At 64.8% G+C, this 16,400-nt stretch carries 12 protein-coding genes; 11 read left to right on the top strand and 1 reads right to left on the bottom strand.

Features of this window, described 5'->3' with window-relative positions:
* Positions 1-100: 100 nt before the first annotated feature.
* The 9 genes from ACWCIA_RS19800 to ACWCIA_RS19760 all read left to right on the top strand — a co-directional run bounded on the left by ACWCIA_RS19800 (position 101) and on the right by ACWCIA_RS19760 (position 12,066).
* Positions 101-1,867, top strand: coding sequence for a hypothetical protein (locus ACWCIA_RS19800; RefSeq protein ID WP_454166064.1), 1,767 nt, complete (start codon positions 101-103; stop codon positions 1,865-1,867).
* 127 nt (positions 1,868-1,994) lie between these two features.
* Positions 1,995-3,068 carry a CDP-glucose 4,6-dehydratase gene (gene rfbG / locus ACWCIA_RS19795; protein WP_454166062.1) on the top strand — a complete coding sequence of 358 codons (1,074 nt, stop codon included), beginning with the start codon at positions 1,995-1,997 and terminating at the stop codon, positions 3,066-3,068.
* On the top strand, positions 3,065-3,892 hold the full coding sequence (locus ACWCIA_RS19790; protein ID WP_454166060.1) for an NAD-dependent epimerase/dehydratase family protein: 828 nt from the start codon (positions 3,065-3,067) through the stop codon (positions 3,890-3,892). Before rfbG ends, ACWCIA_RS19790 begins: the two co-directional genes overlap by 4 nt.
* Before the next feature lie 20 nt (positions 3,893-3,912).
* Positions 3,913-4,869, top strand: a complete 957-nt coding sequence (locus tag ACWCIA_RS19785) for a glycosyltransferase family 2 protein (protein WP_454166058.1) — start codon at positions 3,913-3,915, stop codon at positions 4,867-4,869.
* A gap of 12 nt (positions 4,870-4,881) precedes the next feature.
* On the top strand, positions 4,882-5,661 hold the full coding sequence (rfbF, locus tag ACWCIA_RS19780; RefSeq protein ID WP_454166056.1) for a glucose-1-phosphate cytidylyltransferase: 780 nt from the start codon (positions 4,882-4,884) through the stop codon (positions 5,659-5,661).
* Entirely contained in the window at positions 5,658-6,683 is a 1,026-nt protein-coding gene (locus ACWCIA_RS19775; RefSeq protein ID WP_454166054.1) for a lysylphosphatidylglycerol synthase transmembrane domain-containing protein, read from the top strand. The genes rfbF and ACWCIA_RS19775 overlap by 4 nt, the downstream gene beginning before the upstream one ends.
* A 13-nt stretch (positions 6,684-6,696) precedes the next feature.
* Positions 6,697-8,001: an NAD(P)/FAD-dependent oxidoreductase gene (locus ACWCIA_RS19770; RefSeq protein ID WP_454166052.1), complete on the top strand. Its 1,305-nt coding sequence runs from the start codon at positions 6,697-6,699 to the stop codon at positions 7,999-8,001.
* 23 nt (positions 8,002-8,024) lie between these two features.
* Entirely contained in the window at positions 8,025-9,944 is a 1,920-nt protein-coding gene (locus ACWCIA_RS19765) for a hypothetical protein (RefSeq protein ID WP_454166050.1), read from the top strand.
* Between the two features lie 22 nt (positions 9,945-9,966).
* Positions 9,967-12,066, top strand: a complete 2,100-nt coding sequence (locus tag ACWCIA_RS19760) for a DUF7024 domain-containing protein (RefSeq protein WP_454166048.1) — start codon at positions 9,967-9,969, stop codon at positions 12,064-12,066.
* Between the two features lie 28 nt (positions 12,067-12,094).
* Here the strand turns inward: ACWCIA_RS19760 and ACWCIA_RS19755 are convergent, their stop codons facing one another.
* Positions 12,095-13,993 (bottom strand): glycosyltransferase family 4 protein, encoded by a 1,899-nt coding sequence (locus ACWCIA_RS19755; protein WP_454166046.1) that lies wholly within the window; start codon positions 13,991-13,993, stop codon positions 12,095-12,097.
* Between the two features lie 364 nt (positions 13,994-14,357).
* Here ACWCIA_RS19755 and ACWCIA_RS19750 point away from each other — a divergent pair, with 364 nt between their 5' ends.
* Positions 14,358-15,152 carry an ABC transporter permease gene (locus tag ACWCIA_RS19750; protein ID WP_454166044.1) on the top strand — a complete coding sequence of 265 codons (795 nt, stop codon included), beginning with the start codon at positions 14,358-14,360 and terminating at the stop codon, positions 15,150-15,152.
* Positions 15,149-16,399, top strand: coding sequence for an ABC transporter ATP-binding protein (locus ACWCIA_RS19745; RefSeq protein WP_454166040.1), 1,251 nt, complete (start codon positions 15,149-15,151; stop codon positions 16,397-16,399). Before ACWCIA_RS19750 ends, ACWCIA_RS19745 begins: the two co-directional genes overlap by 4 nt.
* Position 16,400: the final 1 nt, after the last annotated feature.

The following is a 16,400-nucleotide window of genomic DNA, read 5'->3' as shown; positions in this document are numbered from 1 at the left end:
CACTGCCACGCTGCCCGGGCCCCTCCCTCTCGCCGGCCGCCCGCCGGAAGCTGCCTGTGCATCAGGCATCGCGGGATACGGCAACCTGACGGACGGGGCCATGTCGACGCGCGTGTTCGCTGCCGGCTTTCTTTATCTGCTGCTGCCAAGCGTCATCGTCCTGACTTCTTTCCAGCCCTGGAGCATCGCATTACCTGTGGCGTTGGCCGCCGCGGCCTGCGTATGGTGGCTGGTGTCGGCGGTCGTGCGCGAACCGCATACGCGCCAGCCCGACTGGCTGGAGACTTGGCCCTACCTGGCGCTGGCGGCAGGATGTGTATGGTTGTCCGGTGTGGTTCCCCCGTTTGCGGACAACCATGACTGGTACAAGCACTATGCCCTGTTCAACGAACTGGCGGAGCAGTCATGGCCCGCGGCCGTACCGCACAACGGCGGCTTGTCGACCCTGCGGTATTCGCTGAGCTACTACGTTTTTCCTGCGCTCGTTGCGAAATATGCCGGGCATGAGTTCCTGGGGGGCGCCATTTTCGTGTGGACGACACTCGGGCTGTACATCGCCCTCGTGACGGCTTTCCACGCACGGGCGCAGGCGGTCGCGTCGCGCTTCCTGCTGTGCGCCGTATTCCTGCTGTTCAGCGGGGCCGATATCCTGGGGAAATACTTGACCGGCTTCGTACATCCGGTGCCGATGCATTTCGAGTGGTGGGCCACGTTCGGGCAGTTGTCGTCGTCGGTTACGAGCCTGTTCTGGACCCCGCAGCACGCCATTTCGGGCTGGGTCGCGACGTTCATGATCGTGCGCTTCCCCGAACGGGCGCTCCAGTCCGGCGGCGTCCTTGCCGCGGCAGTCGCCGTGTGGTCTCCGTTCAGCGCCATCGGACTGGTCCCGGTCTTCCTTTGGGCCATGTACAGGAGCGGCTACCGGCATGTGCCGACATGGATGAACCTGCTCGCCGCTCCAGTGTTGCTGTGCGCCTCAGCCTATTTCCTGACCAGGGGCGCCGCCGGCATACCGGCGAGCTTCATCTGGTCGGTCAAGGGCTTCGGCATCGATACCTGGCTGGCTTTCCTGTTGCTCGAGTTCGGCGCGATCGCGGCCGCGTTGTACCTTGCCCAAGGGCGCAACCTGGCGCTCATCGTTGCCGGCGCCGGCTTCCTGCTGCTCCTGTCGCTGTTCAGCCTAGGAGCCTACAACGACCTGCTGATGCGTGCTTCGCTCCCGGCGCTGGCGCTGCTGGCGGCGCTGTCGGCAAGCGCTGTCGTGCATGTGCCGAATACGGCAAGAAAAGCGCCGCTGATTCTTTGCCTCGTGCTCGGACTGGTAACGCCGCTGGGCGAAATCATGCGGGCGATCGTGGGGCAGCGCATCCCGGATACCAAAACCTTGTGGATCGACGATGTGGTGGGCGGCGCGGCGGCATTCTTGGCGCCGCAATATCTCGTACCCGGCTTCGACGGCACCCTGCGGCGTATTCCCGTGGCCGACCTGTCGCGGACCGGATTGTCCGCATTCGGCACTGGCACGCTCGATCCTGGCCGCAAGCGCGTCGAATCCGCCGATTTCACCGACGCGGCGCTGGTCACGGAACCGATCGTCCTGTCGCGCGGCTCATATGAAGTCGAGATCGTGATCGACCTCGATGTGGCCGCCGACGAGCAGAGCACGCATGCCGCGCATCTTTCCTTGCATGGCAAGAACCTGCTGGTGCCCATCGCCCCGTCCGCCGGCAAAGGGCTGACGTACCGTGGTTATTTCCGCACAAAAGGCGAGCCAGTGCAGTTCTCGTTCGGACTGGGCGGCTGGGCAAGGGGAAAAGGTTTCATCGAGATGAAGAAGCTCACGGTCAAGGCGATTGCCACCACTTGAGGTCGGCCTGGCCGGTATCGGAGGCGGTTCGGCGGGCAGTGCGCGTGGCCAATCTGCGATGGCGGGAATGCATGGCAACTGCTATGATCTACAGTCGAGCAAAATAGACATTTTAATGATGCATCACATGCATAAATTCGAGCAGGCTCTTGCAGGCAAAAAAGTCCTGGTCACCGGACATACCGGTTTTACCGGCGGCTGGGCCTGCTTATGGCTGAAGTCGATCGGGGCGGAGGTGCGCGGCTTTTCGCTGGCGCCGGAAACCACCCCTTCGCTTTTCGAGGCCGTGGGCCTGGCCGGTGAGGTGCCGACCACGTTCGGCGACATCTGCGATCTTGGCCTGCTGACGGACACGATCCGCGCATTCGCGCCCGACCTGATTTTGCACCTCGCGGCCCAGCCGCTGGTGCGTCGTTCCTATCGCGAGCCGGTCTCGACCTTTGCAGTGAATGCCCAGGGGACCGCCCACGTGCTGGAAGCGGCGCGCCTGGTGAAGAGCGTACGCGGGGTTGTCTGCGTCACCACCGACAAGGTCTACAAGAACAACGAATGGGCTTGGCCCTACCGCGAAAACGACCCGCTCGGCGGCAAGGACCCCTACAGCGCCTCGAAGGCGGCTGCCGAGATGGTGATCCAGAGCTACGCCGCGTCGTATCCCTGGTCGGAAGGGAAGGGGCCGGCCATCGCCACTGCGCGCGGCGGCAACATCATCGGCGGCGGCGACTGGTCGGAAGACCGGCTCATTCCCGACTTCGTCCGCGCCGTCGTGGACGGCGGGACCATGACCCTGCGCTACCCGGACGCGACCCGCCCCTGGCAGCACGTGCTGGCACTGGTGCACGGCTACCTGATGCTGCTGGCCGGACTGGTATCAGACTCGCCCGAACGCTATGCGCGCGCCTGGAACCTCGGCCCGCAGGATGCGAAGCACCACTCCGTGCGCGACGTGCTCGAACTGCTCAGCGCACACTGGTCGCGGCCACAGCTCGACTACATGGACAATCCGTTGCCCGAAGCGGGCGCGCTGGCCCTCGACAGTTCGCTGGCGCGCAACCAGCTGGGCTGGCAGCCTGTCTGGGATACCGGGCAGGTGGTGGCGGAGACGGCTGCCTGGTACCGCGACTACTATGCCAATCCCGGCGCGGCACGCGAGATCACGCTGCGCCAGATCGCTTCGTGGCGCGAGGGTATGGGGCAATGAAATTCATTGTCGGGGGGCGTGGCCGCCTCGGCCAGGCGCTCCTGCGTGCCTATGGCGCGGAGGAGGTGCGTAGCCTCGAACGGAGCGTGTACGCGGACTGGGCGGCGCCAGGCGGAGTGGAGCGGGTGCGCGATTTCTTCGCCCCCTGGGCCGGCAGCGCCACGACCGTGTTCGTGGCCTCCGGCGTCCTCGATCCGAAGCTGCCGCCGGCCGAACACCAGCAGGTCAACGTCGACCTGCCGGCGGCTGTGATCGCCGGCGCCGGCGCCCACGGGCTGCGTGTGGTGACCTTTGGCACCGTCATGGAATGCCTGCTGGCGCAGCAAAATCCTTATGTACGCAGCAAGGCCGCGCTCGGGCAGCACGTGGCAGGCCTTGCCGCGGGCGGTGCTCCGGTCGCCCACGTGCGGGTGCACACCCTGTTCGGCGGCGGGGCTCCCAGCCCGTTCATGTTCCTCGGACAAATGCTGGCGGCCCTGCAGCAAGGGACCCCGTTCAATATGACCCTCGGCAGGCAACTGCGCGAATATCACCATATCGACGACGAGGCACGTGCCATCCGCCTGCTCGACGATGCCGGCGTGCGTGGCGTGTTTGACCTGAGCCATGGGGAACCGGTCAGCCTGGCCGACCTGGCCACGACGGTGTTTTCGAGTTTCCATGCGGACAAGTTGTTACGCATGGGGAGCATCCCGGAGCCGGCCGAAGAGAATTTCGCGACGGTGTTCGGGCGCCACCCCCTGCTGCCGACCGAGGCTTACCGGCCGGCGCTGCCCGCCATTGTTGACTACCTCAAGGCGTGCGGCGTCCGGCCGCTCGCATGACATTCGCACCGCCACGACACGTGAAGAAGCCCCTGATTTCCATTACGATCCCGGTCCTCAACGAATCCGGGAACCTCGACGCCCTGTATGCCAGGCTCGACGCCCTCGGGCGCACGATGCAGGACAAGTGCGACCTCGAATTCGTCTTCTCGGATAACCATTCGGACGACCAGACCTGGGCGATGCTCTCGAGCCTGGCGCAACGCGATCCGCGCGTGCGCGCCATCCGGTTCTCGCGCAATGTCGGTTTCCAGCGCTCGATCCTGGCCAACTACCTGCATACCCGGGGCGATGCCGTGATGCAGATCGACGCCGACCTGCAGGACCCGCCGGAAATGCTCGAAGCATTCTTCGACCTTTGGCAGCAGGGCTACCAGGTCATCTACGGCATTCGTCGCAAACGGCCCGAATCCTGGCTCCTGCGCAGTTTCCGCAAGATCGGTTATTGGGTGATCGACAAGATCAGCGAGCACCCGATTCCACGCGACGTCGGCGACTTCCGCCTGGTCGACCGCAAGGTGATCGATGCAGTGGGCAAGACCCGCACCTCGAGCCCTTACCTGCGCGGCATGATCGCCGGGATGGGTTTCAACCAGACCGGCGTGGTCTACGACCGCGACGCCCGCGTCGCCGGCGAGAGCAAGTTCAACATGTCGCGCCTCGTGCGGCTCGGCCTGACCGCCGTGTTCAACCACTCGGTCGTGCCCCTGCGCGCGGCATCCTTCCTCGGCCTGCTGATCCTGGCGATCAGTTTGCTGGGCAGTATCTATTACATCGCGCTGCGCCTGCTGCACCCCGAACTGCCGCAGGGGCTGGCGAGTATCCACATCCTGGTCCTGTTTGGCATCGGCCTCAATTCTTTCTTCCTGGGGATCATTGGCGAATACCTGCTGCGGATTTACCTCGTGGTGCGCGATGAGCCGGTGGCGATTGTCCAGCAGAGCCTGAACTTCACTCCGTCCGAACTCAAACTCTAAGAACAGGTTGATATGAAAGCAGTTATTCTCGCGGGCGGCCTGGGCACCCGGATTTCCGAAGAGTCCGATACCAAGCCGAAACCGATGGTCGAGGTGGGGGGCAAGCCCTTGCTGTGGCATATCATGAAAAACTATGCCCACCACGGCATCAATGACTTCGTGATCTGCCTTGGCTACAAGGGCTATGTCATCAAGGAGTTCTTCTTCAACTACTACCGGCACCTGTCGGACATGCGCATTGACCTGCGCACGGGCGAGCACACGATCCTCAACAGTCACTCCGAAGACTGGCGCATCACCCTCGTCGACACCGGTCCCGACACGATGACAGGCGGACGCCTGAAACGCGTGGCGCCTTTCCTCGACGGCGAGACTTTCTGCATGACCTACGGCGACGGCCTGTCGGACATCGATATCGGCGCCGAGCTGGCCTTCCACCGCGCGCACGGCAAGCTCGCGACGGTTGCCGCAGTCCAGCCGCCTGGCCGCTTTGGCGTGCTCAACATCGACAACACCTTCTCGGTCTCGAGTTTCGAGGAAAAGCCGAGCGACGAAATCGGCTGGATCAATGGCGGCTTCTTCGTTCTGGAGCCGGCGGCAATCGACTACATCGAAGGCGACAGCACCTCATGGGAACGCGCACCGCTGGCCAACCTCGCCAGCGAAGGGCAACTCTCCGCCTTCCAGCATACCGGTTTCTGGCAGCCCTGCGATACCTTGCGCGACAAGCGCGAACTCGAGGCATTGTGGGCGACCGGCAATGCCCCGTGGCGCGTCTGGGATAGAGAATGAGCAAAGTAGTGCCGCCGCCCAAGGGCGGCTGGGTAAAGCACGTGCTCGGCATCGCGATCACGCTGCTGTGCGTGGCCTTGGTCGCAAGCAAGGTGAATGGCGCCGAGTTGCTTGACGCGCTCGAACACTTCCATTGGCCTTACCTGGTACTGGGCGTCGCCTGCCTGTCGGCCGGCTACGCCTTGCGCGTGCTGCGCTGGTCGATGATGCTGCGCGCGGCCGGCGCCCCGGTGCGCTTCGCCAGCTGCGCCGCGCCCTTCCTCGGATCGATCGCTCTAAACAATGTTTTGCCCCTGCGCCTCGGCGACCTCGTCCGGGCCCTGGTGTTCCCGGCGGCAATGGGCATCACCCGCACCACCGCAACCAGCAGCCTGGTGATGGAGCGCCTCATCGACCTCATGACCCTGCTGTGCAGCCTTGCCATTGGCTTGCTGGCCATTCGCAGCGCGGCCATCAATCCGCTGCTGGCGCATTCGGCCCAGACCCTGGCGGTGCTGGGCGGGGTGGCGCTGACGCTGTGCTTCCTGCTCAGCGGGCGCCTCGCGGCTTGGCTGCGTGCGCTGCCGCAAGCGCGCGCCGGGGCAGGGCGCCTGGCCGCGCCGCTGGCCGCCGCCGGCGACCTGCTGCAGGGATTCGACGCCATGTCGCGTCCGCGCGTGCTGTCGCTGACGCTGCTCATTTCGATGTTGGTCTGGGTCTGCGAGTCGGGACTGTTTTATTTCGTCATGCTCGGCTGCGGGGTGCCGGCTAGCGCGCCGGCGGCGCTGCTGGTGATGGCGATCGCAACCCTGTCGACCCTGGTCCCGTCGTCGCCCGGCTATGTCGGCCCCTTCCACCTGGCGGCCTTTACCGCCGTGGCGCTGGTTGGCGGAACGACCGCCCAGGCCGGCAGCTATGCCGTGCTGGTCCACCTCGCGCTGTGGGGGGCTACCACGATCGCCGGTGCGCTGGCGATATGGTCGCGACCAGAACTGTTCCGCGCGGCCCGCCGCGCACCATCGGCAGCAATGCCTCTCAACTGAATACCGGGTTTTTATGAACGAATACGATGTAGTAGTGGTGGGCGGCGGCTTCACGGGCCTGACGGCTGCCTGGGCCCTGTCCCGCGAAGGCAAGCGCGTCTGTGTACTGGAAGCGGACACCACGCCGGGCGGCCTCGGCGGCACCTTCCAGTTCCCAGACGGCGTGACGCTGGAAAAGTTCTACCACCACTGGTTCAACAACGACCTGTACGTCCCCGAGCTGGTCAAGGAATTGGGCATGGAGGGCGATGTCATCCTTCTGCCTACCCGCACCGGCATGTACTTCAACGGCCGCATGTGGAAGCTTTCGACCCCGCTCGACCTGCTGCGCTTCAAGGCATTGTCGCTGGTTGACCGCATCCGCCTCGGCCTGCTGGTGTTCCAGGTGCGCCGCATCAAGGACTGGAAGTCGATCGAACACCTGAGCATACGCGAATGGCTCGAGAGCCTGTGCGGCAAGAAGGTCTACAAAGTAGTGTGGGAGCCGCTGATCACCTCCAAGTTCTCGGTCTTTGCCGAAGCCGTGAATGCCGTGTGGATGTGGAAAAAGCTGGTCCTGCGCGGCAGTACCCGCAACGACAAGGGCGGCGAAGAACTGGCCTATTTCAAGGGCGGTTTCGGGCGCCTGGCTGAAGCGATGGCTGCGGCGATCCGCGCCAACGGTGGCGAGGTGCGCTACAGCGCACCGGTCACCGGCATGCGTACCGAGGGGCGCCAGATCGCGGCCCTGGCGACGCCGGCCGGTGAGGTGCAGGGCAAGCGCTACCTGTTCACGCCCGCGTTCCCGATCATCGCCGACCTGTTCGCGCCGCATGCCGATCCCGCGTGGATCGCAAAACTGCGCCGCGTGCGCTACCTGGGCAATATGTGCCTGGTGCTTCGCCTGAACCAGAGCCTGTCCGAAACTTACTGGCTCAACGTTAACGACCCCGGTTTCCCCTTCGTAGGCGTCATCGAGCACACGAACTTCGACAAGCCGGAGAACTACAAGGGCTCGCACATTGCCTACCTGTCGCGTTACCTCGCGGTCGAGGATCCGGTCTGGGCCAAGACCGACGCCGAATACTTCGAATTCGCACTGGGTTACCTGAAGCAGATGTTCCCGAAGTTCGACCGCAGCTGGGTGGAGGACTACGCGGTATGGCGCTCCGAGTACGCGCAGCCGGTCACGGAGCGCAACTATTCGCAGTATGTGCCGGGGCAGGAAACGCCGTTCGATAACGCCCTCATCTCGACGATGGCGCAGATCTACCCCGAAGACCGCGGCACCAACTACGCCATCCGCGAAGGACGCAAGGTCGCCAAGCTGCTGGCCTGACATCCGGTTCCCGAAAGGTGCTCATGCATTCATCCTTGACGCGCAGCCAGGTTTTTCTACTGCTGTGCACCGGCGTGGTGCTGGTCCTCCTGAATCTGGATACCGGCACCAGCAACTCGATCGACCTGGCCCACCATTACGCGCTGGCCTTCCGCATCGCCCAGGACTGGCAACTGGCGGCGGGCGACATCACACTGGGCGAGATGAATTTCTATCCGCGCCTGAGCCATATCGGCGCAGCCATTGCCGGCATGTTCCTGAACTCGACCTTCATGGGCATCCAGGTCACGGCGCTGGCGGCGGTGGCGCTGGTGTGGGGCGCGCTGATCTGCATCCTGCACACCTTGGCGGCCCGGATCGCCCTGGCCGCCACGGCGCTGCTGGCCGGCCTGCTGTGGGCCAACCATGCGCTGCTGGGGCTGGATGTCCACGGTAGCGAGATCGTAGGCAATTTCTTCTACTCGCAGCTGGTCGCGCAAGGATTGGCGCTGCTGGCCATGGCCGTGGCCATCCACCTGGAAGCGACCCGCGACCGGGTCCATGCGGCGCTGTTCCTGGTCGCGGCGATCTACGCCATCGCCGGCGTGCACTTGCTACCCGCCCTCGAACTGCTGGGCATGCTGGGCGTGGTGCAGCTGCTGCACGTGCTGTCCCTCGAACGCCCATGGCGCGCGCGCGGCCCGGCCATCGGGGCGGCGCTGCTGTGCATGGGGGGCGGGCTGGCCGCTGTCCTGCTGAACCCGGCCTTTGCCGCCATGCGCAAGATTTCCGAAATTAACGGCAACCTGAGCCTGGTGCTGTTGCCGGGAAAGAGCGCGCTGGTCGTGCTTTGCCTGGCAGCCATCGCTGCCGCCGGCCTGTTGCTGTGGCAGTGGTACCGCGAGCGCGACGCCGTGCGCGCATTGAAATTCCTGGGCGGCTATGGCCTCACCATCGCACTGCTGTGCCTGGTGCAACTGGTGCTGCTGCGCTTCGGTTTCGGTTCCGAATATGCCGTCAAAAAATACGCCTTCGGAATGACGAGCTTCCTGTTCGTCGCCATTGCCGTGTTCGGCGGACGGCTAGCGCATGGTCTGCCGCGCGGCGGACAGCAACCCGCGCCGTGGAACGGGATCGCCATGACGCTCGTCCCGGTGGCGGCGCTGGCCGTCAGTTTCACCACATGCGCCCGCTGGGCCAAGTTGACCGATACTTCCGACATCGTCGCAATCGAGCGCCAGCTGGCCGGGGTCCAGGCCGGGCCGCTGGCGCCGGCGGCGGACGGCAAGGTGAACGTCGTCGTTGACCTGCGCAACCAGCCGTGGACGATCAATTACCTGTTCTCGATCGCGCTGGCACGCACGCCGCGCGACCTCGCTATGCAGCATGTGCTCGGCACCAACGATTTGGGTGCGCTCGACCAGTACGACACCATCCTTAGCTCGCGTGGCGCCTCGCGCTATGAATTCGCGGGCTGTACGCGTCCGGGTTCGGGCCAGATCCTGCTGCTCGACGCGGCCTGCGTGGCCAAGGTCATCGACGCGGGCAGGGCGTGCAAGCGGGTGACCGACTTTTCCGAACGCGGCGGCCTGGTGCCGACCATGCTGAGCGGGTTCAGCTGGCCCGCCACGGAAGGCCGCTGGACCGACGGCACGAAAGCCACCTTCTCCTGTGTCGCAGGCGAACGCTTCAACTCGGCGCGGCTGGTGCTGGCGCCCTACCTGCAAGGGACGCACCAGCGCCAGCGCGTTGCCATTGCGGTCAACGGTGGCGCCCCGGTGCGGCATGTCTTCGACGGCGACGCCGCGACCCGCACCCTCGAGCTGGCGCTGCCGCCTATTGAACCAGGCGCGGCGCTGGAATTCGTCATCGAGACGCCGGACGCGGTCTCTCCCCAGCAGCTCGGCATCAACAGCGACGGACGCCGGCTCGGCGTCAGCGTGCGCACCCTGTCGTTCGAATAGCAGTCCTGAGTGAATTGAATCCATGAATATATCGCTTTCCCAGGCGGGAGGCTGGCGCAGTCCGGACCGCACCCTGCGCATCGTCCTCCTTGCCGCGTTCTGCCTCGTCTGCCTGGTGCTGGTCGGCCGCTACCAACTGTTCACGGGCTTCGCCCTGCTGCCGGGCGACCGCTACGACGTCGTCATTTCGACCACGATCCTGGAGCACTGGTACCTCTTCTTTACCGGCCAGGCCGACTGGTCCGAGGTCAATTACTTTTATCCATACACGCGCACGATTGCCCAGACTGACGCTTATTTCCTGATCGGCGTTGCGTATTTCCCGTTCCGGCTGGCCGGGCTCGATCCTTTCCTGGCTGCCGAACTGGCCAACTTCGCGGTGCGTGGCTGCGGGTTCGTGTTCAGCTACCTGTTGCTGCGGCGCGTGTTCGCTTTCCCGTTTTACTGGGCCTTGCTGGCGGCAGGCCTGTTTACGCTCAGCAGTGGGCTGGCCTCGCACAGTTCGCGCATCCAGCTCACGTCGCTGGCCTTTGTTCCGCTGATCGGCATGCTGCTGTGGAGCGCCATCAAGGCTTTCCTCGCGGGCAATGGGCGGCGCTTCGCCCTGCACGGCATCGCCGCCGGCCTGCTGTACGGTGCCCTGTGCCTCACCTGCTTCTACGTCGCCTGGTTTTTCGCCTATTTCTTCACGTTCGCCGCCGTGATCATGTTCGTTTGGGCTGGCGCCGACCTGCGCCGGCAGTTCGGGCGACAGCTGCTTGCGCAGTACCGCTCGCTGCTGGCGGTTCTGGCCGGGACAGCGCTGGGTATGGCGCCTTTCGTGTACGCCTTCCTGCCGAAATCGCGCGAAGTGGGCGTACGCGCCTACGAATCGGTACGCGGCAATACCATTCCGTGGCAGGACGTGCTACAGGTCGGCAACGAGAACTTGATGTTCGGCAAGTTCTATAATTCCGTGCTGAAACTCGTTTCGCCTTCCTATACGCCGGTCGGCGAATATGCAACGACCGGATTCGCTCCTATCCTGTTCGTGCTGTTCGTTGCCGGGTGTGTCCAGGCCATCCGCCAGGGCCGCCGCGGCCAATTCGTGATCTTGCCGTCACTGGCGCTGGCGACCCTGCTGACCTGGGGGCTGGCGCTGCGCGTGGGCGGGTACAGCGGTTGGTACCTGGTCTACCACCTGTTCCCTGGCGCGCAGGCCCTGAACGTGGTCGCCGCCTACCAGTTCGTCCTGGCGCTGCCAGTCGTGCTGATCGGGGTGCGCTACCTCTCGACCCAGCGCATGGGCATGCCGATCGCGCTGCTGCTGGGCGCGCTGCTGGTGGCCGAAGAGCTGACCAAGCCTTACCTGAACCTCTATCGTCATGAGGAAATCGCGCGGCTGGCGCTGCCGAACGCGCCGCCGGCGCAGTGCAAGGTGTTTTACGTTTCCGGCTGGGCGGGGCAGGATACGCTCGGCGGCTTCCCCGAGCCGATCAACAACGCCTACGCTCACAATGTCACGGCGATGATGCTGGCGCAATCGCTGAGCATCCCGACCATCAACGGCGTGGCCTCATTCAGCCCGAAAGACTGGAACTTCGGCTTGCCGAACCGCGACGACTACGACGACCGTGTCTTCAACTACGCCCGCAAGCACGGCGTGCGCAACCTGTGCAAGCTGGATTTGAACGACAAGACCTGGCGGGTGATCGCCGACGAGGCCATCGTCAATGCGCCCGACCTCGACCACCGCTACTTCAAGATGTCGGACTGGCCGGGCAGGATCGTCGCCGAGTCGGGCCTGTCGTTTACCGAGCAGTGGGGGGTATGGTCCGACGGCGATATGGTGACCTTCGAGTTTTCCGAACCATTGCCCGAAAAATTCGAATTGCAGCTGCGCGCCCATGCCTTCGGCAGGAATGCGGGCCCGGAGTTCGTGCTGCAGGTCGGGAACGAGCAGCGCCGGTTTACGCTGGGCGCCCAGAACGAGGCACGGGTGTTCGAAATGAGCAATCCGAGCGGGGCGAGCACCCTGATCTTCCGCGTCCCGGCAGCCGTGTCGCCGAAAGAACTGGGCATGAGTGATGACCTGCGCCGCCTCGGCATCGGCATTACCGAAATGCGCATCGTGCCGAAATAAGACAGGGCGGCAGCGGCCCTGCTTGCCGTCAGCGCACGCCCGCGCCGAACAGGGCGGGCAGCTGGACAGGGGCGGCCCCTGGTTCCAGCAGCCCGAGAGCCGGCCGAGGCCGCGCGGCGTCGCCTGCCAGCGCTGCTTCGACTTGCGCCAGCGCGGACTGCGAGGTGCACAGCACCGCATCGGCCTGCAGCCAGTCCGAAGGCGTGGCGCCCGGGCCCGCCAGGCGGCCCAGCTTCACGCCGCGCTCGCGCAGGCGCGCATGCAGCGCGGCCTGTTCGGCGGCAGGCGTGTCCCCGCCCCCATCCGTATAGAACAGGTCGCTCGGCCCGATATCGATCGCGGCCTGGGCCGGTTCGTCCGGGCTTCCCGCCGCTTCGCCCGGCAGGCGGCGCGCGTAGCGGTAGTGCCAGCGCCCGCCCTGCTTCGAAAGGAAGACCGGTTCCAGCTGCAGGCCGGGCAGGGACGCGGTCCCCAACTCGCGCAGCTGTGCTTCGAGGACGGCGGCCGTTTCCGTTGCGCTTTTTTGCATGATGGCTGACACGTCGAACAGGAATTGCCGCGGGCGCGACGAATCCGGCGCACCCGCCAGGCAATGGGCGAGTTCGTGCAGGTAGGCTTCATTGCGCGGCAAACCGGGAATCCCCAATACGGCGCGCAGCAGCTCGCTGCGGCTGGTCGGGGCGTGCACGGCAGCCCCCGCGTCGTGCTGCGCAGCGTGGTGCGCCGCCAGTGCCTGCAGCGCCTTGCGCGCCGTGACATCCCACGAGAAGCGTGCCGCCTGGGCGCGGCCGTGGATGCGCAGGCGCTCCTGTAGCGCCGGGCTTTCCATGACCTCGGCGATCTTGGCCGCGATCGAGGCTGGCGAGGCGGCATCGAACAGGGCTTCCCCGCAACCGATGACCTCCGGGATGCTGGTGTTGTTGGCGCCGATCACGATCGCTCCGCAAGCCATTGCTTCCAGTGCCGGCAAACCGAAGCCTTCGTGCTTCGACGGGAACACGAACAGTGCCGCCGAGCGGTACAGGTCAACCAGTTCCGTATCGCTGACATAACCCGTCAGCACCAGTTCGTCGTGGGCCAGGCCGTGCTGGCGCGCATGCTCGTTCATGACGCGTCGCTCGTGCTCGCCGAGCTTGCTCGCAATGACCAGCTGGTGGCGCGCGCGCAGCGCTGCCGGCAGCAGGCTGTAGGCAACAATCAGGCCATCGATGTTCTTACGTGCATCGAAACCGCCCGGCGCGTACATAATGGTGTCGCGCACGATCCCGCAGCGCTCGCGCAGCGCCGCCAGTGCCGGTCCCGGCGGGGCGGGGCGGAAGCTGTCGTCCACGGCGGTCGAGATCGCGACAACCCGCTTCGGGTCGAGCCCGAGCGCGTCGATCGCTTCCTGCCGGGTATAGTCGGAGATCGCCAGCAATAGCCCGGCTGCACGCAGCGAGGCGATCTTGCCGGCGTAGTGCTGGCGCTGTTCCGGCGTTCCGAGGTAGGCATCGGGATTGAGGAAGGGGATCAGGTCGTACAGAACCACGGCGGTATGCCCGGCCGGGGCGAAGCGTCCGGCCGATACCACCGAATCGTCGATATAGCCTTCGAAGAGGCTTGTCACCAGCACGGCGTCGGGGGCAAGCTGCTCGATGAAGTGTTCGCGCAGCATTTCGGCGGCGCGGCAGCGCGGCACGTTTGCCGCATCGATTTCCGCGACCGGTATCGGGATGTCGAATACCCGGATGCGCTCGGCGGGCACCAGGCCGTCGAAAGCACGGCGCAGGTCCGCAATCGAAGTGGCGAGGGCGCCGTTCAGCGCCAGCCAGATTTCATGGCCGGCGGCGTTGCGGGCAATGCCCAGCGCCAGCGCCAGGGAGTAGCGCCCGATGCCGCGAAACCGGCTTTCCGACTGGGCGCCTTGCAGGTCGATGAGGATGCGCATTAATTCTGGATGTAATTGTTAAAACAGTCCTCGCTGGAAGCGCGGCGCGGAAGGCGTTGCAATGCGGGGCAACGGTAAACGGCAAAGTCAAAAATTATAACACCCGGCCTTGCCCACCTTGCCGCGCGCCCCTTGCCGCCGACGTGGGAACGGGCGTCCCGCCCCGCGGCGTGCTCCGGAACGTATTTCCCTGACATCGGGTGCCCATGTATAATCGCTTACTGCGCATGCGAACAAATTGTTGATCCCGCATCGTGACGGCTGGTTACTTCGTCGCCGTGCCCGCCTGCACGGACCGGTTCGGCCTGTCCGGCCACGCCGGCGCCGTCGTGCCGGCATGTGTCGTTTAACTAGAAAGTGACCCATGTTAGGGATGTTGTCCGGCGCTTGGCGCTACCGCTACTTCATAGTCTCGTCCATTCAAACCGAATTGCGCACCAAGTTCATCCGCAGCCGCCTCGGCGGCCTGTGGATGATCCTCAATCCGCTCGCCCAGGTCCTGATCTTCGCCTTCGTCCTGTCGGCCGTACTGTCGGCCAAGCTCCAGGGCATCGACAACCGCTATGCGTATGCCATCTACCTGATGTCGGGCACGCTCGGCTGGTCGCTGTTCGCGGAGATCGTCAACCGCTGCCTGACGCTGTTCATCGACAACGGTAACATCCTGAAAAAACTGGCTTTCCCGAAAATCGCACTGCCCCTGGTGGTCATCGGCAGCGCCGTGGTCAACAACCTGCTGCTGCTGGTGGCGGTCTTGGTCATCTTCGGCGTGCTCGGCCATGCGCCAGGCCTGGCGCTGCTGTGGCTGCCCCTGCTCATGATCGTCGCCATCGTGCTTGCCATTGGGCTGGGGTTGATGTTCGGGGTTATCAACGTCTTCCTGCGCGATGTCGGCCAGGTAGTGCCGGTGCTGATGCAGTTCCTGTACTGGTTTACGCCGGTGGTTTACATGGTCAATATTATTCCCGAGCAGTACCGGGCCTGGCTGGTCCTGAACCCGCTGATCCCGCTGGTGACGGGCTATCAGGACGTCCTGCTGTACAACCGCATGCCCGAGTGGGGCGGACTGGTCTCGACGTTCCTGATTGGACTGCTACTGTCCGCGTTTTCGCTGATCCTGTTCCGCAAGGCCAGCCCTGAAATGGTAGATCAACTATGAGCGGCGAACTGCAAGTCCTAGGTCTGGGCAAATCCTACCGCCAATGGGGTGGCGAACTGCGCCGGATCGCCTCGTGGTTCTTCCGCTCGGTCGCCCCGCGCGAGGAACACTGGGTGCTGCGCAACGTCAGCTTCGCCGTCCGGCCCGGCGAGGCCGTCGGCATCATCGGCCAGAACGGCGCCGGCAAGAGCACCCTGCTCAAGCTGATCACCGGCACCGTGCAGCCCACCGAGGGCCAGGTCCATATGCGCGGCAGGGTAGCGGCGATCCTCGAGCTGGGCATGGGCTTCAGCCCCGACATGACCGGACGCCAGAACGCCTTCCATTCCGCTGGCCTGATGGGTTACAGCCGGGCCGAGATCGAGCGCGCGATGCCCGAGATCGAGGCCTTCGCTGAAATCGGCGACTACTTCGACCAGCCCACGCGCACCTATTCGAGCGGGATGCAGATGCGCGTCGCCTTCAGCGTCGCTACCGCGTTCCGGCCCGACCTGCTGATCGTCGACGAGGCGCTGTCGGTCGGCGACAGCTATTTCCAGCACAAGAGTTTCGACCGCATCCGCCAGTTCAAGGAAGACGGCGTGTCGATCATGTTCGTCAGCCACAGCCCGAGCGACATCCGCACCCTGTGCGATCGCGTCATCCTGCTCGACAAGGGGCGCGTGCTGCGCGACGGCATGCCGGACGAGATCGTCGATTTCTACAATGCCCTGGTGGCGCAGAAGGAAAACGCGCAATCGAACGTGGAGCAGCGCCGCGCCAGCAACGGCTGGCTGATGACCCGTAGCGGCACCGGCGAAGCGCGCATCGACAGCCTGCAGCTGTTCGACAGCGTCAACGGCGGCGAGGTGGCCGTGGCCCAGGTAGGGCAGGCACTGCGCCTGCGCCTGGTAACCACGGTGAATGCGGCAATCCCGCGCCTCGTGCTCGGCTACATGATCCGCGACAAGCAGGGCCATGTCGTGTGGGGCACGAATACCTGGCATACGCGCCAGATCCAGGAGGGCGTGCAGGCGGGCGAACGCGTGGTCTATGACATGGAATTCACCTGCGACCTCGGTCCGGGCTCGTATTCGGTCTCGCCGGCGCTTGTCAGCTGCGATACCCACCTGAGCGACAACTACGAATGGGTGGACAACCTGCTGGTATTCGACGTCGTCAACGTCAGTCGCGACTTTTTCATCGGCTCCACTTCCTTGAACGCCCACTTCGCGGTGACTCGCGAACGTGAGGATGCTACCCAGTGAG

The sequence above is a fragment of the Massilia sp. SYSU DXS3249 genome (assembly GCF_053668055.1).
This window is presented reverse-complemented; position numbering and strand designations above follow the sequence as displayed.